Annotated in this window: 17 protein-coding genes; 12 read left to right on the top strand and 5 right to left on the bottom strand. The window is 63.3% G+C overall.

The genetic code is table 11. The annotated features are described in order from the left end of the window. On the top strand, positions 1 to 1,067 hold a 1,067-nt coding region (locus INT29_RS08750), incomplete at its 5' end, for an HNH endonuclease signature motif containing protein (RefSeq protein WP_193071405.1). 221 nt (positions 1,068 to 1,288) lie between these two features. On the opposite strand, the gene INT29_RS08755 is transcribed toward INT29_RS08750, so the two are convergent. The 4 genes from INT29_RS08755 to nadA are packed head-to-tail and all read right to left on the bottom strand — an operon-like array spanning position 1,289 to position 6,530. Then, complete coding sequence (locus tag INT29_RS08755) at positions 1,289 to 2,503, bottom strand: cysteine desulfurase family protein (RefSeq protein ID WP_101574153.1); 1,215 nt, start codon at positions 2,501 to 2,503, stop codon at positions 1,289 to 1,291. 1 nt (position 2,504) lies between these two features. Then, on the bottom strand, positions 2,505 to 3,458 hold the full coding sequence (gene nadC, locus INT29_RS08760; protein WP_193071406.1) for a carboxylating nicotinate-nucleotide diphosphorylase: 954 nt from the start codon (positions 3,456 to 3,458) through the stop codon (positions 2,505 to 2,507). Continuing rightward, positions 3,452 to 5,239: an L-aspartate oxidase gene (gene nadB / locus INT29_RS08765; RefSeq protein ID WP_193071407.1), complete on the bottom strand. Its 1,788-nt coding sequence runs from the start codon at positions 5,237 to 5,239 to the stop codon at positions 3,452 to 3,454. The genes nadC and nadB overlap by 7 nt, the downstream gene beginning before the upstream one ends. Before the next feature lie 7 nt (positions 5,240 to 5,246). Next, the gene (gene nadA, locus INT29_RS08770) at positions 5,247 to 6,530 is read right to left on the bottom strand and encodes a quinolinate synthase NadA (protein WP_193071408.1); all 1,284 of its coding nucleotides are present in this window, start codon (positions 6,528 to 6,530) and stop codon (positions 5,247 to 5,249) included. A gap of 263 nt (positions 6,531 to 6,793) precedes the next feature. On the opposite strand from nadA, the gene panB reads away from it, so the two are divergent. The 3 genes from panB to INT29_RS08785 all read left to right on the top strand — a co-directional run bounded on the left by panB (position 6,794) and on the right by INT29_RS08785 (position 10,620). After that, positions 6,794 to 7,759 carry a 3-methyl-2-oxobutanoate hydroxymethyltransferase gene (gene panB, locus INT29_RS08775; RefSeq protein ID WP_374701037.1) on the top strand — a complete coding sequence of 322 codons (966 nt, stop codon included), beginning with the start codon at positions 6,794 to 6,796 and terminating at the stop codon, positions 7,757 to 7,759. Further along, positions 7,759 to 8,610, top strand: a complete 852-nt coding sequence (gene panC, locus INT29_RS08780; protein ID WP_101574149.1) for a pantoate--beta-alanine ligase — start codon at positions 7,759 to 7,761, stop codon at positions 8,608 to 8,610. Before panB ends, panC begins: the two co-directional genes overlap by 1 nt. A gap of 360 nt (positions 8,611 to 8,970) precedes the next feature. After that, entirely contained in the window at positions 8,971 to 10,620 is a 1,650-nt protein-coding gene (locus INT29_RS08785; RefSeq protein ID WP_264298568.1) for a mechanosensitive ion channel, read from the top strand. Positions 10,621 to 10,754: 134 nt separating this feature from the next. Here the strand turns inward: INT29_RS08785 and INT29_RS08790 are convergent, their stop codons facing one another. Beyond that, positions 10,755 to 11,525, bottom strand: a complete 771-nt coding sequence (locus INT29_RS08790) for a LysE family translocator (RefSeq protein ID WP_193071409.1) — start codon at positions 11,523 to 11,525, stop codon at positions 10,755 to 10,757. 226 nt (positions 11,526 to 11,751) lie between these two features. On the opposite strand from INT29_RS08790, the gene INT29_RS08795 reads away from it, so the two are divergent. The 8 genes from INT29_RS08795 to INT29_RS08830 all read left to right on the top strand — a co-directional run bounded on the left by INT29_RS08795 (position 11,752) and on the right by INT29_RS08830 (position 19,237). Continuing rightward, the gene (locus INT29_RS08795) at positions 11,752 to 12,654 is read left to right on the top strand and encodes a LysR family transcriptional regulator (protein WP_193071410.1); all 903 of its coding nucleotides are present in this window, start codon (positions 11,752 to 11,754) and stop codon (positions 12,652 to 12,654) included. 151 nt (positions 12,655 to 12,805) lie between these two features. Next, positions 12,806 to 13,939 carry a GuaB3 family IMP dehydrogenase-related protein gene (locus tag INT29_RS08800; protein ID WP_101574146.1) on the top strand — a complete coding sequence of 378 codons (1,134 nt, stop codon included), beginning with the start codon at positions 12,806 to 12,808 and terminating at the stop codon, positions 13,937 to 13,939. Between the two features lie 31 nt (positions 13,940 to 13,970). After that, on the top strand, positions 13,971 to 14,981 hold the full coding sequence (locus INT29_RS08805; RefSeq protein WP_193071411.1) for an SURF1 family protein: 1,011 nt from the start codon (positions 13,971 to 13,973) through the stop codon (positions 14,979 to 14,981). After that, entirely contained in the window at positions 14,978 to 15,415 is a 438-nt protein-coding gene (locus INT29_RS08810; RefSeq protein ID WP_101574144.1) for a DUF3817 domain-containing protein, read from the top strand. Before INT29_RS08805 ends, INT29_RS08810 begins: the two co-directional genes overlap by 4 nt. A 44-nt stretch (positions 15,416 to 15,459) precedes the next feature. Next, the gene (guaA, locus tag INT29_RS08815) at positions 15,460 to 17,040 is read left to right on the top strand and encodes a glutamine-hydrolyzing GMP synthase (RefSeq protein WP_101574143.1); all 1,581 of its coding nucleotides are present in this window, start codon (positions 15,460 to 15,462) and stop codon (positions 17,038 to 17,040) included. Positions 17,041 to 17,133: 93 nt separating this feature from the next. Then, positions 17,134 to 17,835 (top strand): biotin transporter BioY, encoded by a 702-nt coding sequence (locus INT29_RS08820; protein WP_193071412.1) that lies wholly within the window; start codon positions 17,134 to 17,136, stop codon positions 17,833 to 17,835. Next, positions 17,832 to 18,602, top strand: coding sequence for an energy-coupling factor ABC transporter ATP-binding protein (locus tag INT29_RS08825; protein ID WP_193071413.1), 771 nt, complete (start codon positions 17,832 to 17,834; stop codon positions 18,600 to 18,602). Before INT29_RS08820 ends, INT29_RS08825 begins: the two co-directional genes overlap by 4 nt. After that, entirely contained in the window at positions 18,599 to 19,237 is a 639-nt protein-coding gene (locus INT29_RS08830; RefSeq protein WP_226841786.1) for an energy-coupling factor transporter transmembrane component T family protein, read from the top strand. The genes INT29_RS08825 and INT29_RS08830 overlap by 4 nt, the downstream gene beginning before the upstream one ends. Positions 19,238 to 19,245: the final 8 nt, after the last annotated feature.

Genomic DNA, 19,245 nt, shown 5'->3' on the forward strand with positions numbered 1-19,245 from the left:
CCGGTCAGCCACAGGCACCGGTCTGTCCTATCGTCGCCGATGCCTTCAACGAAGGCCGGCTCTCAGCCGACCAGGCCAGAGTCATCAAAGACTGCTTGAAGAAGCTGCCCACCTGGGTCAGCCAAGCCGATCGTGACTATGCCGAAACAACACTGGTTGACAAGGCTCCCAGTGTCAGGGTCTATGACCTGCGTGCCATCTTCGCCCGCATCCTGGCCCATATCGATCCCGATGGTCAAGAACCCGTCGATGCCACGGACCGGACCAAGTACAAAGTGAACATGCATGCGTGTGACAACGGGGATTGGGAGATCACGGGTCTCCTCGACCCCGTCACCGGTGGTCAGCTCAACGGGTTGCTGACACAGAGAACTAAGATCGCGAAGACCGATCAAGGCAGTTCCGTTGTGAGTGGTGCTGGAGCCGACTCGGAGTCCGGTGTTCTCGAGGATGGAACTCTCGTTGACGTGTCGGGGCAGCGGTTGAGTGCTCAGGAGTGGATCTACGAACGCTTCGCGACGTTGATCGGGCGCATCGATATGACGCGGACTGGTCAGGGCTCGCAATACGCACTCGTCGTGACAGCCACAGCAGAAGATCTTGCGAATGGAACCGGGGTTGGTACCACGGGGACTGAGAATCCGGTCCCGATCAGCGAACTTGTTCGTCATGGTTTGAATGGGGCGGTGTTCTTCGAGCTGATCTCGGAGAAGGCGAAGACGATGCAGGTGGTCACGGAGAATCGGTTCGCGAATGCGAAGCAGATCGCGGTCCTGACTGCTCGTGATCAGGGGTGTACGTTCCCTGGTTGTGATGCTCCGCCGGGGTGGTGCGATGCCCACCATATTGTGGAGTGGGCACAAGGTGGCAGGACCGATATCAACAATATGACTTTGAGTTGCTCGGCCCATCACCATTTATTGGACAGGTCGGATTGGGAGACAGTGATGCTTCAGGATGGTCGTCCGGCGTGGGTGCCTCCTGCCTCGATCGATCCTGGTAGGCGACCGATCTTGCATGCGAAGTTCGTGGCTCAAGACGTCATCGACACACTCTTCGACGAATGACCTGCCCTTAGTTCGGTGGCACATCTGTGCACTGCCTACAGTCCTGTCGGACAGTCTTCGGACACAGTTATCTGACACTGTCCATACCGACTTGTCGGACAGCCTTCGGGCACAGTTATCTGACACTCTTCGACAAGAGCGAATGACTCACCTGCGTCAGTGACAAGTAGCCCGTCGGCGGAATGACCATTCAGGTGTAGACGTGTAGACGTGTCTAACGCTCAGCTGTAGCTGAGAGCCAAATTCTCCACCGCCGCAGATACGGATTCCGCTGCTCGACGGCCATCCTCAGCGCCGAAGGATGCGGGGAAGGTGAAACGCACACTTGTCTTAGCGACATCATCGTCGATGCCCAATGCAGTGAGCACATGAGACGGTTCATCCGAGCCGACGGCGCATGCCGAACCGCTCGAGGCAGTGATACCGAGGCGTTCAAGCTCAAGCAGCACTGCCTCACCGCTGGTGCCTGAAAAACAGAACGAGGCATGATTCGGTGTACGCGACGACTCGCTGCCGGTGAGGAAAGCGCCCGGAACAGAAGCCAGCACCTTCGCGATGAAATCGTCACGAATGGCCTGGACACGTGCAACGGCCTCTACCTGTTCCGCCTCGGCGAGTTCCAAGGCGGTGGCAAAGGCCACGGCCAGGGCCACGTTCTCCGTCCCCGACCGGCGTCCTGACTCCTGACCGCCACCGTGGATGAGCGGTTCGAGAGGGATCCGCGCCCGGATTGCGGCAACGCCGATTCCCTTCGGCGCACCGACCTTGTGCCCGGCCAAGCTCATGGCGTCCACACCGAGTCCGCTCAGCGGCAGCCAACCCGCTGCCTGCACCGCATCCGTATGGAAGAAGGCACCGGCGTCATGGGCTACATCTGCCAGGGCTGCGATGTCAGCCACAGTACCGATCTCATTGTTGGCGTAGCCCAGACTGACCAGCAGAGTGTCCTCGCGCAGAGCCGAGCGGAGGGCCTCCGTGGTGATCATTCCGTCGGATCCGACCGGTACCTGCGTGACTTCGAAGCCGTGCCAGCGAACCAGGAAGTCCACCGATGCGAGCACCGCCTCGTGTTCGAGGGCAGACGTCACGATATGCCGCCGAGGTGACCGACAGTTCGCACTCTCGCCGGAGCCGGTGTTGCCACCGGTCCCAGCCCCGAGGGAAATCCCGATGATCGCAAGATTGTCGGATTCGGTGCCGCCGCTGGTGAAGATGATGTCGGTGCTGCGCATGCCCAGCACCTTCGCGACCCGACGACGGGCGTCCTTCAACGCCTCGGCCGAGGTGTGGCCGACCTCGTGATGGCTCGATGGGTTACCGAAGACGCCGGTCAGGTACGGCCAGGCCGCTTCGAGGGCCTCTCTGCGAACGGGAGCCGCTGAGGCGGTGTCGAGGTAGAGCGGTCTGCTCGAATCGGACTGCTGATCGAGTGCCATCTCAGTTCGACCCCGCGCCGATGCTGGGCCCCACGCAGATGGTGGCTTCCCGGCCGGCGTCGGTTTCAAAGTCCGCATCGGTGCTGGCCTCAAGGTCGAGGTCCAGGTCGAGTCCTAAATCGATTGCGCGAACACTATGGGTCAGCGCTCCGGATGAGATGACGTCGACTCCGGTGGCGGCGATATCAGCGACGGTGTCGAGGGTGACATTGCCGCTGGCCTCCACGATCGCACGTCCTGCGATGAGGTCGACTCCCGCCCGCAGATCGGCCAGGGAGAAGTTGTCGAGCATGATGATGTCGGCACCACCGTCGAGCACCGGTGCGATCTGCTCGAGACGGTCGACCTCGACCTCAATCGTCGTCGTGTGCGATAGCCGGGCACGGGCCGAGCGGATCGCAGCCGCCACATCGGCGCCCTCACCAGCCAGAACAGCGAGATGATTGTCTTTGACCATGACCGCGTCGGAGAGTCCGAACCGGTGGTTGTGCCCGCCTCCGCAGCGCACCGCATGCTTCTCGAAGGCACGCAGTCCAGGGGTCGTCTTGCGGGTATCGACAATGCGCACACGGTGACCCGTCGTGTTCGACGCAGCCGCATCGACGAAGGCTTTGGTCTGAGTCGCAATGCCACTCATCCGCTGGCAGAAATTCAACGCGATCCGCTCGGCTCGCAGCACCGTTCGGGCGGCCCCTGAGACCGTCGCCAGTCGGTCACCGGGGGAGAAGACAGCACCGTCGGCAACACTGACGTCCACTTCGACACTGGCGTCAACGAGCGAGAACGCTCTGGCGAAGACCTCGCCCCCAGCGAAGACGCCGGCCTCACGCGCGCTGAGGACCGCAGAGGCCACGGCGTGCTCCGGTACGAACGTCTCACCCGTGATGTCTCCCCATGGGGCATCCTCATCGAGCGCCAAGCGAAGAGCGGACTCGATCGTCGCGGTCGTCAGCATGAAACAGCCTCCTGAAGCAGGGCGGTGGTGGATCCGGAAAGTATGGAGGTGTCGGGAAAGTCTGAGCGTGTGTGGGCCCCACGACTCTCCCTCCGCGCGAGCGCATGAGAAGCGATGGACCGGGCGATCAGCGCGAGATTGGCAGTCTCGAAACGTTCGACCAGCTCCTGTGCTGTGCCTACCGCTTCCTGTGGTTCTGGTGGCGCTTGCGGTACCTGTGCCGGTACCTGTGCCGGTACCTGTGGTGCGTGTGCACCCACGGTGCGTGGAGTGGTTCGGTCACCCTCGCCGAGGTGGTCGAGCAGCGCCCGCAGTCCGTGCTCGTTGCGTTCGATGCCGAGGTGAGCCCAGGCCAGAGCCTGGAGTTCTTCACGAGAGACTGCGCTCTCTGAAAAAGAGCCTGTGTCCTCTGCAGTAGAAGCTTCGTATATGCCACGAGAGAATCTCCTGACGTGAGCCTCACGCGTGGGGTTCGGTGTGGGGTTCGCTTCCGGGAACTGCGCGGAAGCGAGATTTTCGTCGATGGCTGCGGCGGCTCGTGCTCCGAAGACAGCTCCGTCAAGCAGTGAATTCGATGCGAGACGGTTAGCCCCATGTACACCGGTGCAGGCGACTTCGCCGACGGCGAAGAGTCGAGCAATGTTGGTCTGTCCGTCAAGGTCAGTGCGGATGCCGCCCATGAAGTAGTGGGCTGCTGGGGTGACCGGAATGAGGTCGGTGGCCAGATCGAAGCCGTGCGCGGCCAGTCCGCGAGCGATGCTGGGGAAGTGGGCCGTCACCTCGGGTACAGCTCGGGCATCCACGTAGCAGGGTCGACCATCCTGGGCAGCCATTCTCCGGTGGATCGCCAGGGCAACGACATCACGGGGCGCCAGCTCACCTCGGCGATCGATGTCCGGCATGAAGCGATGACCATGGGTGTCAAGGAGAAGAGCTCCGGCACCACGGACAGCTTCGGAGATGAGGAATCCGGATCCGGCCAGCGCGGTGGGATGGAACTGGTAGAACTCCATGTCGGCAACGGCTGCACCCGCACGGATTGCTGCGGCCAGTCCGTCTCCGGCAGCAGCCGCGGGGTTCGTCGTATGCGAATAGAGCTGACCTGCCCCGCCGGTGGCCAGCACGACGGCATCGGCGGTGAGCTGCTCTTGCACACCGTCCCGGAGCACCTGCACTCCGGTGACTTCGCGATTGCCCACAGCACCGGTGGCATCGCTTTCGCACCCTGTACCTGCACCAGACCCGGCATCAGGCTGGGCATCAGAGCCAGTCGCAGACCCTGCACCAGACTCGGCAGGGCAAGTGACCAGGTCGAGCAGCATCGTGTTCTCGAGCAGGCGCACAGTGCCCACGGAAACGGCGGCGCGTAGTGCCTTCGACAGGGCTTCGACAATCACCTTTCCCGTGGCGTCTCCTCCGGCGTGGAGAATGCGCGGAATCGAGTGTGCGCCCTCTAAACCGCGCGCCCAGTCACCTGTCTCGTCGCGGTCGAAGGCGACACCAGCAGCCGCGAGCTCGAGGATCCGCTCCGGTCCCTCGCTGCACAGAACGCGCACCGCTGCGCCGTCGCTGAGCCCAGCCCCGGCGGCCACCGTGTCGGCGATATGCGATTCTACGGTGTCATTGGCACTGAGCACTCCGGCGATCCCGCCCTGTGCCAGGGCAGTGTTCGACTCGCCGAGGCGGTCCTTCGTCACCACGGTGACCTCGTGTCTGCCCGCCAGTCGCAGGGCCGCGGTCAGGCCCGCGATCCCGGACCCGATGATGAGTACGTGACTCATGCGCCGCTCAGATCCGGGGTTTCGCGGCGAGCATCCGCTCCAGGGACACACGAGCCGGATCAGCCACCTCGGCGTCGACCGTGATCTGGTTGATCACCTGATCCTCGAGCAGGGCTTCGAGGACCCAGGCGATGTAGCCGGGGTGGATGCGATACATCGTCGAACACGGGCACACGACGGGATCGAGGCAGAAGATGGTGTGCTCGGGATGCTCAGCAGCCAGCCTCTGGACGAGGTTGATCTCGGTGCCGATCGCGAATGTGGTGGGCTCAGCTGCCTCGGCGATGGCCTTCGTGATGTAGGCCGTCGATCCGGATTCGTCGGCCGCGGCCACGGTCTCCTGCGGGCACTCGGGGTGGACGATGACGCGGACATCGGGGTGATCGATGCGCGCCTTTTCGATCTGTGCGGGGGTGAAGCGTTTATGCACCGAACAGAATCCCTGCCACAGGATGACCTTCGAATCCTCGATGGTGTCGGGGGAGTTGTTGCCCAGTGGGCGAGCGGGGTTCCACAGTGGCATGGCGTCCAGGTCGATGCCCATGTTCAGTGCGGTGTTGCGGCCCAGGTGCTGGTCGGGGAAGAAGAGCACGCGCTGACCGCGCTCGAAGGCCCACTCGAGGACCACCTCGGCGTTGGATGAGGTGCACACGATCCCACCGTTGCGGCCACAGAACCCCTTGATCGCGGCCGAAGAATTCATGTATGTGACGGGGATGACGGGCACCTTGCCATCGGCGTCGGGCTCGGCGCCCAGCAGGTCATTCAGCTGTTCCCAGCAGTCCTCGACCTGGTCGATGTCGGCCATGTCTGCCATCGAGCAGCCTGCAGCGAGGTTGGGCAGGATCACCGACTGCTCCGGGGTGGAGAGCAGGTCCGCGGTCTCGGCCATGAAATGCACGCCGCAGAAGACGATGGCTTCGGCCTCTGGGTGGTTCTGCGCGGCCTTGGCGAGCATGAAGGAGTCGCCGATGTAGTCGGCGTGCTCGACGACCTCGACCCGCTGATAGTGATGGCCGAGGATGACGACCCGATCGCCGAGCTCGGTCTTGGCCGCCACGATCCGTTCGTCCAATTCTGCCGCCGAGGCGTCCCTGTACTCCCGTGGAATCTCACCCTGGCGCGGAGCCGAAGAGGGAATCGGATCGTCCATCGAGGCACCCGGCCCATAACCAGGTTTGACGTCGACATCCCACGGGGCGTCGATAAGGTCTGTCGAGCACATTTCGTCGTCCGAACCGGTTGTGGAGATGTCCTTGAGGGTGAGCTCGATCGAAGCTGTTGTGGTCATCATCGTCCTTCACAGAGTGGAATAGTGCGTCCCAAAAAAGTTTTGCGCAGATTTGAGCTTAATGATCATCGCTCGTAATGTAAAACACCGATGTGCGGCAGACCGGGGTCGATGATCTAGTCTGGAAACTGGCTCGCAATCCGAGTCGACCCGAACGCGAACCCGCACGATTCGGCCGGCACCACCGCCTGCCGCCGACTTGTGCACATGCGACGCTGACGATGCGTCGCCACCCAGACGAAGGCCGACCGAAGAGGATGCCCATGCCCTTGCCTCATGAACAGTCACCCGCACAGCCCGAGAATTCCGTGGCTGATCAAGACGAGACGATTCCGCCCTACGGGGGCGGTTCCAGCCAGGCCGCTCCCAGCGCACCCACTGCCGGTACCGCTTCGGCGAGTGCAGCTTCGGCTGGTGCGGCCACACTTCCGCCTCGGCGGGTCCGGACTCTTGACCTCCTCAAAGCCAAGTCAGAGAGCCGTCGCTGGGCGATGCTGACAAGCTATGACCAGTACACGGCGGCACTGTTCGAGCAAGCCGGAGTCGAGGTGCTGCTGGTCGGTGACTCCGCGGCCAACAATGTCTACGGCCATGAGACCACGCTGCCCGTCACCGTTGATGAGCTTATTCCGCTGGCCCGAGCCGTCTCGAGCGCGACCTCCCGAGCGCTCATCGTCGCGGACCTGCCGTTTGGCAGCTATGAGATCTCCGATGAGCAGGCGGTTGCGACTGCCGTGCGCTTCATGAAGGAAGCCGGTGTCCACGCGGTCAAGCTCGAAGGAGGCGTGGCCGTGGCCTCGCGGATCAAGGCGATCACCACCGCCGGCATCCCGGTGATGGCTCACATCGGCTTCACGCCCCAAGCCGAGCACAACCTCGGCGGGTACAAGGTCCAAGGCCGTGGTGGCGCCGGTGATGCGCTGCTGGCCGATGCCCGTGCCGTCGCCGAGGCGGGGGCATTCTCCGTGGTCATGGAGATGGTTCCAGCCGGCTTGGCTGGGCAGGTGACCGCAGAGATGGCGATCCCGACCGTGGGAATCGGCGCCGGTGCCGACTGCGATGCCCAGGTGCTTGTGTGGCAGGACATGGCGGGCCTGCGAACAGGGAAGGCACCCAGGTTCGTCAAGCGATATGCCGACCTGCATTCGGTGCTGACCGATGCCGTCGGCCGCTACGTCGACGAGGTCAAGAGCGGCGAATTCCCTGAACCAGAGCGGAGCTTCGACTGATGGAGGTCGGCGGAATCCAAGCTCTGCGCGCCTGGCGGAAACAGCAGACGGGCACCGTGTCCCTGGTTCCGACGATGGGTGCACTGCACTCGGGTCATCAGGCGCTGATGGACCGGGCTCGGGCATCCAGGGACGCGGTCGTGACCAGCATCTTCGTCAACCCGCTGCAGTTTCGAACCGATGAAGACTTCTTCCAATACCCACGTCCTTTCCAGGCCGACTTGGACGTCTGTGAGGCAGCCGGAGTGGACTTCGTGTTTGCTCCGGCACTGGGGGAGATGTACCCCTCGGCCCCCGAAGCCACCGTCTCCTCGGGACGAATGGGCGCCGTGTATGAAGGCGCGGCGCGACCCGGGCATTTCGACGGAGTCCTGACGGTGGTGGCCAAGCTCTTCACCCTGACGAAACCGGACTCGGCGGTTTTCGGGCTCAAGGACATCCAGCAGTTCTGCCTGGTCAAACGCCTGATCGTTGACCTCAACTTCGACATCGAACTTATCGGTCTGCCCGTGGTCCGCGACGACGACGGATTAGCCATGTCGAGCCGCAACGAATACTTGGCGCCGGCCGATCGAGCGGCAGCCTTGGCTATCCCTCGTGCTCTGGATGCCGCAGCCGACGCGGCTTCTGACGGATCGCCGGTTGGAGTCGAAGCGGCAGCAGAGACGGTGCTTCAGGCAGCTGCTGAGCGAGGAGACCTTGACCTCGTGTATCTCGCCCTCGTTGACGCCACGACCTTTCGACCGTGTGCCCAGGACTTCGCAGGACAGGCCCTGCTGCTGGTCTCGGCGACTGTTGGAGGCACTCACCTCATCGACAATGTGGCGCTTGAATTTCACCGTTCTGCGTGAGCGAATTCGACGCCACCGTGTCTGCGAACTTGGCTGTCACGGCCCGGTGAGTTCGACTATCGAGCGTGAAATTCCCCAACATTCGTCTATCGGATAACACCGTCGGTGTTTGCCGTGGAGAAATCAAAAAACGAGCATCACACCCTATCCGATGCGTAAACGTGACCTGAATATATAGGAATTGTTAAGTTACTGAAATACGCCTGTGGACGGGATTCTGGGCACAGCATAGTTTGTTCCATTATCCGACGTCGTCTCTCCGCTAGCCCTTGTTCTGAGTGTCCGTTGTGAATAGACTCCAAATCAGCAACCGCGAAAAAAGGGACTGCTAGTTCGCCGTAGCCGAAGGAGATGGCGGAAATGCAAAGCGCAGATATATGGTCGGTCCTCACGAAAGTGGGACTGGCGATTCTTATACTCATCGTCACATGGATACTTGCTGCAATCGTCAAATGGGCGATCGGGAAATTGGTGACGAAGATACCGGCACTGCAGCGTGACGGAAGCGACGGTCGGCAGATCGGAAAGTCGATCGGTCAGATCGGCGGATTGATCATCTGGCTGCTCGGTCTCATCGCTGTGCTGCAGCTGTTCAACCTCGATCAGGTCCTCAGTCCTCTGCAGGGACTGCTCGACGGAATCTTCGGATTCCTGCCCAACATCATCGGTGCAGGTTTCATCTTCTTCATCGGCTTCGTCTTCGCCAAGATCGCCAAACAGCTGGTTCAGACGGCACTCAATGCCGTGGATCTGACCAAGCTGACGTCGAAGTTCCGTTCATTCGGCGATTGCGCCACGGGTGTCACCGAGACTGCCGCCGGCACCGCGCCGCAGCAGAACAATGTCAACGCACAGCAGGCTGCCTACGGCCAGCCCCAGCAGGGCCATCCCGGCCAGCAGGGTCAGCCAGGTCAGCAGGGCTACCAGGGTCAGCCCGGTCATCCGGGTCAGCCGATGCAGCAGGACCACCCAGGTGCCGGTAATCCCAACGCTGAGGCGAACGCCAAGATCTCATCCCTTGTCGGCAACCTCGTCTTCGGGGTCATCATCATCGTTGTCTCGATCTCGGCACTGCAGGTGTTGGGCATCGCGGCGATCTCGCAGCCGGCACAGCAGATGCTGGAGATCTTCCTCAACGCCATTCCGCTCATCATTGCGGCAGGCATCCTGCTGGCGATCGGCATGGTCATTGCCAAGTTCCTCGGTAACCTGCTCGAAGAGGTTCTGCGTGGAGTCGGCACGGATCGTGCGGTCGAGTCCATCGGAATCGTTCCCGAAGGCACAAGCGCCTCAAGCGTGATCACCAAGATCGTGCAGGTTGCGATCATGATCTTCTTCGCAATCATGGCGACGCGTCTGCTCGGGTTCCCCGAGATCACGAACATCCTCAATGAGATCCTCGACCTCGGTGGCAGCGTCCTCTTCGGTGCCGCAATCATCGCCGCAGGTTTCCTCATCGCAGCACTGATCGGCAAGTTCATCACGAACTCCGCCGCCAGCAAGGTCCTGCGGTACTCGGCCATTGCACTCTTCATCGCGATGGGTCTGCGCTACATGGGGCTGGCCGATTCGATCATCAACCTGGCCTTCGGTGCCGTGGTCATCGGCGGAGCCGCCGCCGCTGCCCTGGCCTTCGGTCTGGGTGGTCGCGATGCCGCAGCCAAGATGCTCAACAAGGTCGATGTCGAGGCCGCTGTCGACAATGACGGTGGAGCTGACCGTCACCCCAGCAGTGCCAGCGGTGCCAGCAGTGCCAACAGCGCTGGCGGCGCAAGCACCACCGGTGCTGGAAACAGCGGAATCGGAACCGGCGGAGTCGGCAGCACCGGACACGGTGGAGCCGGAACCGCAGGACATGGTTCAGCCGGAACCGTCGGCCACGGCGGCGCCAGTGCCGGGAGCGACACCCCACTGGGCGGTCCCGACGACACCGGTCGCCGCGGTGGACCCGAAGACACAGGTCCACTCGGTGGTCCAGACGGCAGCGGTCCCGTACCGCCTGCCAGCTGAGAGCCATGACAGGTTCAGGTCATATTGCATGACACGAGAAAAGTGCGGGCCGGGTAATTTCCCCCGGCCCGCACCTTTGTCTGTCTGCGACTGTTGCCAGCGTGCCCAGTCGGCGCCCCGACCGCCGGCTGGAACTACATCGGGATGGCGATGACGGCGACGCCCATGATCACGAGAACGGCGGCGGAGACGGCTTCGATGTAGAAGTCGGTGCTTCTTCTCTGCAGGGCGGCCGCGGCCATACCGGCCATGAAGGCGAGAAGGATCTGGTAGGCCAGCATCAGCCCGACCACGACCGAGACCAGCAGCAGGTAATCGGCTCCCGCCGCAGATGAGGGAACCAATGTCGGCATGACGGCGAGGAAGAACAGTCCCGCCTTCGGGTTGCTCAACGATGAGATCAGGCCTCGGCGATATGAGATGACGGACCGCAGCTGTCCCCATGATTTCTTCGCACCGGATTCGGTGCTCGCGTCGGCAGAGGAGCCGACACCCACCTCGGCGGCCTCGGACTGCGCGGCTTCAAGCTCAGCGCTTTCGAGTTCGGTGAGATCATCGGTGGCTGCCGCGATCTCACTGACCTGGCCGCGCGGAGGCATCCCGCGCAGTTCGGAGCGGATCCGCAGGGCCTGCCGAGCCGCCAGGGCGCCGAGGAAGCACAGGTAGAGTCCGCCGACGACCTTGAGCACGATGAGTGCGGAAGGGAAAGTTGTGAGCAGGGCGGAGATTCCGGTCAGGGCCGCGATCATCCAGATCGTCATGCCGGTGGCGGTTCCGAGCGAATAGATCAGCCCGGCCTTGCGGCGCAGGGCCGAGAGGCGAACCGTGAGGATCGTCTCGGGCCCGGGGGTGACGGCAAGAGCGGTCGCGGCCCCGGCGATGGTGATGAGCTCGGCTCCGGTCATGGTGCTCCTTCAAGGACGGAGACCAGGCAGTTGACCTGGTCTCAGTGGCAAATGCGACGCTGCACGATGACGGCCCGATGCAATGCGCACGGACAGGGATGTACCGGGCACGACGAGCTCTGCCTCAAGTCTGCCGTACAGCACCCCGAATAAACATATTGAGAAAAGCAATCATTTGCTAACAACCATTCGGCGCTACCGAACGATCATCGGCTAGTCTGAACGCATGTGGGATCTCAACCGACTGCGCATCTGGCGGGCCGTCGTGGCCACCGGTTCCGTCGTCGACGCCGCCAGGAGTCTCAACTACACGCCGGCCACCATCAGCCAGCACATCACGACGCTGCAGAAATCCGTCGGCGTCCCCCTCTACCGCAGGTCAGGGCGCGGCATCGAGATCACAGATCTGGGCAAGCGCCTGGCCGAGGAATCTGCCGACGTCTTCACCGGCCTGAGCAGACTCGACAGCCTCGTGGAGAGTTTTCGCACCGTAAGTCGGCCCCGTATGCGCATCGCAGCGTTCACCTCATTCAACGCCGGACTGCTGCCGGGAATCATCGAGTCGGTGGCCCTGGAACACCCGGACATGCGCTTCGACATCCAACTCAATGAACCGGCCAAGGTCCGCCGCAGCCACTGCACGATCGAGATCCGCAGCGAAGTTCCCCAGGACGACGAGGTCCACCTGCCGGGAATGACGCGCACGGTCCTCTTCGACGATGACTACCGAGTCGTGGTCTCGGACCGGCATCGATTCGCGAGGCTCGACTCCGTCCCGTTCAAAGATCTCGAAGACGAGCGGTGGGTCGACTATGACCTGTGGGCTGGGCCGACGAGCAAGGTCGTCGACCTCGCCTGCGCTGCCGCCGGGTTCGAACCCCGGACCTTCGCCGCCTCGGAAGACGAGTTCGCTGCCCTCGCCCTCGTCGCCTCGAATCTGGCGATTACGGTCTTGCCGCGCCTGTCGTCTGCCCAGCTGCGGCCGGGTCTGACCGCGGTCGGCCTCACCGACCCCACCCCCGTGCGCCGCGTCGTCATGCATGTGCGCGAGCGCGAGGCGCATCTGCCGCACGTGCGCTCCTTCGTCACCGCCGCCGAGGCGGTCGCGGCCGACTACCTGGCACGCTGAGATACCGCTTTTCCCGCCCTGAGATACCCGTTCTGCCCAGGCCGAGGCCCCGTCCTGCCTACGCTGAGATACCCGTTCTGCCCAGGGAGACTCACCGTTCCTCATAGTGGGCTGAGTCCCCGGCGTCAGGGCGGTGGGATAGGCTGTTCGGGTGAGTTCTGAAATCGAAATCGGCAAAGGCAAGCGCGGTCGTCGCGGCTATTCACTCGACGATATCGCCGTCATCCCTGCTCGGCGCACCAGAGATCCCGAAGACGTATCCCTGGACTGGCAGATCGACGCCTACAAGTTCGACCTCCCATTCATCGGAGCCCCCATGGACTCCGCCATGTCGCCGGAGACCGTGATCGCCCTGGGCAAGCACGGTGGCCTGGGCGTCCTCGACCTCGAGGGCCTCTGGACCCGCTACGAGGACCCCACTCCGCTGCTGGCCGAGATCGCTCAGCTGCCTGCTGAGATGGCGACGTCGCGGATGCAGGAACTCTACTCCGCACCCATCCAGGCCGAACTCATCACGGCCCGCCTCGAACAGATCCGGGAAGCAGGAGTCACCGTCGCCGGTGCCCTGACCCCGCAGCGGACTCAGCAGTTCTACAAGACCGTCATCGACGCAGGTGTCGACATCTTCGTCATCCGCGGCACCACGGTCTCCGCCGAGCACGTGTCCTCGCACACGGAGCCGCTCAACCTCAAACAGTTCATCTACGAACTCGATGTTCCCGTCATCGTCGGCGGTGCCGCCACCTACACCGCGGCCCTGCACCTCATGCGTACCGGCGCTGCCGGTGTCCTCGTCGGCTTCGGCGGGGGGCCGGCCGCAACGACACGCAAGACCCTGGGTCTCCACGCTCCGATGGCCACCGCGATCGCCGATGTCCACGCTGCTCGGCGTGACTACATGGACGAATCCGGCGGACGCTATGTCCACGTCATCGCAGATGGCGGACTGGGCAGCAGCGGTGAGATCGTCAAGGCCTTCGGCGTCGGTGCCGACGCCGTCATGCTCGGCACTGCTCTGGCTAGGTCGACCGAGGCCCCTGGCCGTGGAATGCATTGGGGCGCCGAGGCGCATCACCCCGAACTTCCCCGCGGACACCGCGTGGAGCTGGGAACCGTGGGCAGTCTCGAGCAGGTTCTCTTCGGCCCCGGACGCACCGCTATCGGCGAACTCAACCTCGCCGGTGCCCTGCGTCGTGCACTCGCGACCACCGGCTATGTCGACCTGAAGGAATTCCAGCGCGTGGACGTCACCGTCTCGCCCTATCAGCCTGGATCGGTGGTTTGATCTGTTCCGCCTGGCGCTGACCCCCAAATGGTTGGGGTCCCTGCTGATCGTGCTCACCCTGGTCACCTGCTTCGTCGGACTCTCGGCATGGCAGGTTGAACGGGCTCAGCACAAGAACGATGCTGTCGATTCGGCGAAAGTCGAGGAGATCGAACCGTTCAACGACGTCATGGAGGCCCAAGCGCCCATGCCGGGCATCCTCGCCGATCAGCGGGTGAGCCTGTCCGGACACTGGCTCCCGGACGATCAGGTCGTCGTCCCCGGACGCGTCCTTGATGGGGACAAAGGCTTCTGGGTGGTGACGATGTTCGCACCCGATGATGCCCGCCTCGGCGATTCGGCCGGTGCCAACGCCGACGACAAGACCATCGCGATTCCGGTTCTGCGCGGCTTCACCACCGATGAGAAGACCGCCATGGACTCCCGTGCGGCAGAGGGCCCAGTCAAGATGAAGGCGCAGATCGGTCCCGTTGAGGGTCCGATGCCCGGAAATTCACTGCCCGAGGGGCAGGTGCGCAGCGTCTCCACAGCGCAGCTGATCAACATGTTCCCCGACCTGCTGACCTATTCGGGGTTCCTCATCCCCGAAGAAGCCACCGGTGACGCAGCCTCCATCGCGACAGACGGACTGTCCTTCGTGCCGCCGACGATGACGCGGGACGAAGGTGGATTCGATATGCAGTCCGCTGGCTACGCGATCGAATGGCTGATCTTCGCAGGCATGGCCCTGTACATGTGGTGGCAGCTGCTGCGCGATGATTTCATGCGCCGCCGCCTTGATGATGACTCCGATTCTCAGGATCCGGTGAACCGCGACGAGTATGTTGTCGTGAAGTCTGCAGGCCAGTCCAAGATCGATCCCGAGGTGATGTCGGGACTGACCGGGCTTCCTGCCCACAGGCATGGAGCGAAGAAACCTCGCACCCGCCGCGGCAGATCCGCTGCCGGCGGCAACGCCGATTCGACCGATGCCACCGCCAATTCGACCGATGCCACCGCCAATTCGACCAACACCACCCCGACCGGAGGAAACCGAGCGTGAGCCAAGAACCCGAGTCCCTGGATTCCCGCCCCGACTTCGATGACAGCAATGTGTGGAGCGTCAAACGCTTCACCTCGGCGCGCAATGCCCTGAAGTTCTATCGTGTGATGGCCATCATCACCGGAACGATGCTCCTCATCCTCACCGTCGAGATGGTCTACAAGTACCTCATCGCCGCTGACTCCGCGACGGCACTGAACTTCGGCGGCTTCAACCTGGCAGCCGCGATCGCGATCTGCCACGGCTGGTGCTACGTGGTCTACCTCATCGGCTGTTTCTGGCTCAATCAGCAGATGCGCTGGACCCTGGGCCGCTATATCGTGTTGGCTCTGGCTGGCGTGGTCCCGGTGATGTCGTTCATCCTCGAGCGTCGAATCCACCGTCAGGTCGAAGCAGAATTGGCGGCGGCCGTCGTGGTCGCTCCCAAGAGCTGAGGCCAGTAGTTGGGCACTGGGAGCCCGGTGTTTAGAATTAGGTCATGACGCAAACCCAGAGCACACAGGTGCCTCCTGTCCTCGTGGTCGATTTCGGTGCGCAGTACGCGCAGCTCATCGCCCGACGGATCCGCGAGGCCGGACTGTATTCCGAGATCATCGCCCATGACGCCCCGGCCGCGGAGTTCGCAGCCAAGAATCCAGTCGCCATCGTGCTCTCGGGTGGACCGTCGAGCGTCAACGATGAAAGCGCCCCCGGATTCGACACCGCCGTCTTCGACCTCGGCGTGCCCACCATGGGCATCTGCTACGGCTTCCAGCTCATGTCGACGGCCCTGGGTGGAACGGTCGCCAAGACCGACAAACGCGAGTACGGCTCGACCCCAGTCACCGTCGCCAGCACCGGTGCGCTCTTGGCCGAGACGCCGAACAGCTACAAGGTGTGGATGTCCCATGGTGACTCGGTCGCCGAGGCGCCCGCTGACTTCGATGTCCTCGCCTCGACCGCGGACACCCCGGTCGCGGCCTTCGAGTGTGCCGCACGCAAGTTCGCCGGCGTGCAGTGGCACCCCGAGGTCCTCCACTCCGAGTACGGACAGCAGATCCTCGAGAACTTCCTCTTCAATGTCGCCGGACTCAGCGCCGACTGGACCAACACCTCGGTCATCGACGAGCAGATCGAACTGATCCGCGCCCGCGCCGGTTCGAAGAAGGTCATCTGCGCCCTGTCAGGAGGAGTTGACTCCTCCGTGGCCGCCGCACTGGTCCACAAGGCCATCGGTGACCAGCTCACCTGCGTCTTCGTCGATCACGGACTCCTGCGTGAGAACGAACGCGAACAAGTTGAGAACGACTACGTGAATTCGATCGGCGTGCGCCTGGTCACCATCGACGCACGTGAGCAGTTCCTGTCCGCACTCTCCGGTGTCACCGACCCGGAGACCAAGCGCAAGATCATCGGCCGCGAATTCATCCGCACCTTCGAGAAAGCCGCAGCCGACCTCGTACTGGAGGCCAAGGACGAGGGCGAAGAGATCGGGTTCCTCGTCCAGGGCACGCTCTACCCCGACGTCGTCGAATCAGGTGGCGGCTCGGGCACTGCAAACATCAAGAGCCACCACAACGTGGGCGGCCTGCCCGATGACATCACCTTCGAACTCATCGAACCCCTGCGTGCCCTGTTCAAGGACGAGGTCCGCGCCATCGGCCGTGAACTCGGCGTCCCCGATGCCATCGTCTCCCGCCAGCCGTTCCCCGGTCCGGGACTCGGAATCCGCATCATCGGTGAGGTCACCGAGGATCGTCTGTCGATCCTGCGCCGCGCCGACGCCATCGCCCGCGAAGAGCTGACCAAGGCCGGCCTCGACGGGGAGATCTGGCAGTGCCCGGTCGTCCTTCTGGCCGAAGTGCGCTCGGTGGGTGTCCAGGGCGACGGGCGCACCTATGGCCATCCGGTCGTGCTGCGCCCAGTCTCCAGTGAGGACGCGATGACCGCTGACTGGACACGCGTTCCCTACGACGTGCTCTCGGTGATCTCGAACCGCATCACGAACGAGGTCGACGACATCAACAGGGTCGTCCTCGACGTCACCTCCAAGCCTCCGGGCACCATCGAATGGGAATGATTCTGGTCCCCGACCGCAATTCCTGAACAGTGTTCAGCTAGGGTGGGTGATGCCCGAATGAGCCTCGGGCATCACCTAACCATCGGAGAACTCATGTCATATGCGCACACCGACAGTCCCGCCTCGGCGAGGGGCCCGCGAGCGAACTCGGCGGGCAGGGCCGGCGATATCGCACTGATCGCGGTCTTCGCCGCTCTGCTGGCGGCGTTCGCGATCATGCCGCCGATCCCGGTGGGACCCGCCGGTGTGCCGATCACCCTGCAGACCTTCGCCATCGCGCTCTGCGGTCTGGTGCTGGGCCCCTGGCGCGGCGGGGCCGCAGTTCTGCTCTACGTCGTCCTGGGGCTGCTGGGTCTGCCGATCTTCTCCGGCATGAGCGGCGGCATCGGCGTGCTCGCCGGACCCAGCGCCGGCTACATCACCTCGTTCACGCTCTACGCCTTAGCCACCGGCTTCGTCGCCCGCTGGGCCATTCGCCGCTTCCGCGGATCGAAGCTGTGGATCGCACTGTTCCTCGGCGCGCTGGGGTCGAGTCTGCTTCTCAATCACCCACTGGGAATCCTCGGGATGTCGATCAACGCCGACCTGCCCCTGGGCGTGGCAGCGGTCGCGGACCTCATGTACTGGCCAGGCGACATCATCAAAAACGTCCTCGCGGTCTCCGTTGCCCTCCTCATCCACCGGGCCTTTCCAGATGTCCTCCGTCGCCGAGGTGTCCCGACGCCGGTGCCCAACGCGCGGACTGCCGGCGCTGGCTCTGCAGGTTCTGGTTCCGAAGGTGCTGCGGCGCAGTGATCTTCGGACGAAAGGGCGGTCCTGCTTCAGCAGGGGAGGGGACACGGGAGATCTCGTTCTCCGAGGTCTCGGTCGGGGTCCTCGATGACACCCCAACGGGCGACGTCTACCGCCCGATCCTCACCGACGTCAACGTCACTGTGGACGAGCCGACAGTTGCCATCATCGGCGCCAACGGGTCTGGGAAGTCCACACTGCTGCAGCTGTTCAATGGGCTGGTCACCGCGAACTCGGGCCAGGTGTTCATCGACGGTCTCGACCCGGTCGTCGACGCCAAACAAGTCCGTTCGCGTGTGGGTTTCGTCTTTACCGACCCGGCTGCGCAGTTGGTGATGCCGACCCCCCTGGAGGACATCGAACTCTCCCTGCGCAAGCGTGTGCCGAAGGTGGAACGTCGGGGAGCTGCCCTAGCCGTGCTCGAGGAACTGGGCATCGCTGAGCTGGCCGATCGCAGCGTCTATGAACTCTCCGGCGGTCAGCGGCAGCTAGTGGCACTGGCCGCTGTGCTGGCTGTCGACCCGCAGATCCTCGTCCTCGACGAGCCGACGACGCTGCTGGACCTGCGCAACAAGGAGAAGCTGCGCAAACTTCTCACAGACCTTGTCGCTCGTCGCGGTGTGCGCGTGATCTTCTCGACCCACGACTTGGAGTTCGCCGAGCTGGCCGACCGTGCTCTCGTCGTCGATTCCGGCCGTATCGTCCACGACTCGGCCCCCGCCGAGGCGACGCAAATGTACCGTGAGCTGATCATGAGCGACTGTTCATGAGTCGCCGCTCCCGTGCCGGTATCCGACCGCGACCGCAGCTGTTCGGCAAGGTGGCGCACACGCCCGGTTGGCTGCATAGAACAGCACCCGGGGTGAAGCTTGGTGTCATCGCCCTGATCGGAGTCGTGGCACTGATCTTTCGTGACCCGATCATCAACTGGTCGATGTTCGCCGTGCTCGTGGTTCTCGGCTTCAGCGCCAGATTGAAGCTGCACCATTTTCTCAAAACCTGGCTCTATGCAGGGGTCCTGATCCTCATTGTCGTGGTCATGCAGTATTTCTTCGGATCGCTGCAAGCCGGCCTCACCGTCGGCGGCACCGTGTTCGCCTGTGTGCAGGCCGCGCTGCTGCTGACCCTGACGACGACCGTGGCGCAGCTGCTCGACACCTTCACCGTCATCGTCTCGCCCCTGCGTCATCTTCGCGCCAGCCCGGATACGATCGCACTGACCGCAAGCCTCATGGTGCGCGCCATCTCCCACATCTCCGGACTTCTGGGGGAGGCCGACCGTGCCGCCCGAGCCCGCGGCCTCGACTCGAGCATCAAGGCCAGGGTCGTCCCTGCGATCCTTCGCTCGGTGAAGTACGCCCAGGACACAGGCCGAGCACTCGATGCCCGCGGGATCGTGGACTGAACAGGCCG

This window comes from Brevibacterium sp. FME37 (genome assembly GCF_014897485.1).
Taxonomy (GTDB): domain Bacteria; phylum Actinomycetota; class Actinomycetes; order Actinomycetales; family Brevibacteriaceae; genus Brevibacterium.

Excerpts from the sequence above, each read along its gene's own strand:
- INT29_RS08755 (WP_101574153.1), bottom strand. The coding sequence starts at position 2,503 with ATGGCACTCGATCAGCAGTCCGATTCGAGCAGACCGCTCTACCTCGAC.
- nadC (WP_193071406.1), bottom strand. The coding sequence starts at position 3,458 with ATGCTGACGACCGCGACGATCGAGTCCGCTCTTCGCTTGGCGCTCGAT.
- nadB (WP_193071407.1), bottom strand. The coding sequence starts at position 5,239 with ATGAGTCACGTACTCATCATCGGGTCCGGGATCGCGGGCCTGACCGCG.
- nadA (WP_193071408.1), bottom strand. The coding sequence starts at position 6,530 with ATGACCACAACAGCTTCGATCGAGCTCACCCTCAAGGACATCTCCACA.
- panB (WP_374701037.1), top strand. The coding sequence starts at position 6,794 with ATGCCCTTGCCTCATGAACAGTCACCCGCACAGCCCGAGAATTCCGTG.
- panC (WP_101574149.1), top strand. The coding sequence starts at position 7,759 with ATGGAGGTCGGCGGAATCCAAGCTCTGCGCGCCTGGCGGAAACAGCAG.
- INT29_RS08785 (WP_264298568.1), top strand. The coding sequence starts at position 8,971 with ATGCAAAGCGCAGATATATGGTCGGTCCTCACGAAAGTGGGACTGGCG.
- INT29_RS08790 (WP_193071409.1), bottom strand. The coding sequence starts at position 11,525 with ATGACCGGAGCCGAGCTCATCACCATCGCCGGGGCCGCGACCGCTCTT.
- INT29_RS08795 (WP_193071410.1), top strand. The coding sequence starts at position 11,752 with ATGTGGGATCTCAACCGACTGCGCATCTGGCGGGCCGTCGTGGCCACC.
- guaA (WP_101574143.1), top strand. The coding sequence starts at position 15,460 with ATGACGCAAACCCAGAGCACACAGGTGCCTCCTGTCCTCGTGGTCGAT.
- INT29_RS08820 (WP_193071412.1), top strand. The coding sequence starts at position 17,134 with ATGTCATATGCGCACACCGACAGTCCCGCCTCGGCGAGGGGCCCGCGA.
- INT29_RS08830 (WP_226841786.1), top strand. The coding sequence starts at position 18,599 with ATGAGTCGCCGCTCCCGTGCCGGTATCCGACCGCGACCGCAGCTGTTC.